This is a genomic window from Pseudomonas sp. 13B_2.1_Bac1, from assembly GCF_025466155.1.
In the GTDB taxonomy this organism is placed as follows: domain Bacteria; phylum Pseudomonadota; class Gammaproteobacteria; order Pseudomonadales; family Pseudomonadaceae; genus Aquipseudomonas; species Aquipseudomonas aylmerensis.
Genome location: NZ_JANLOH010000021.1, coordinates 1 through 353, shown reverse-complemented (window position 1 = coordinate 353; position 353 = coordinate 1). Strand labels below are relative to the sequence as shown.

Genomic DNA, 353 nt, shown 5'->3' with positions numbered 1-353 from the left:
ATACACCCGTTTGCCGATGCGTCTTCCGAGCGGGTCGTAGCTGTACTCGCTTCGCAAACGTTGCCAACCCTGATCCTGCTCCACACAGATCAGCCGCTGTTCGGCGTCGTAGCGAAAGCGTTGCACGGTATGGCTGCCGATGCGTTTTTCGCTCAGGCGGCCGAAGCGGTCATAGCGGTAGCGTTTGTCTTCGAAGAGATGCACGCGGTTGTGCTTGATGTAGCCCCCCATGCGGCCAGTGGGCAGCAGGTTGGCGGCGGCGTCGTAGTTGTACGTTTCTCGGTGCAGCTCGGGGTTGTGCGGATTGCTTTGGCGGTGGTCGCGCAGGCGTTCGCTGGCGTCGTAGGTGTAGT

General features: G+C 60.9%; 1 protein-coding gene. It reads right to left on the bottom strand.

The window, feature by feature from the left end; translation table 11 throughout:
• Positions 1 to 353, bottom strand: a 353-nt coding sequence (locus NTD80_RS04835; RefSeq protein ID WP_262132393.1) for a hypothetical protein, incomplete at both ends; no start/stop codon positions are given.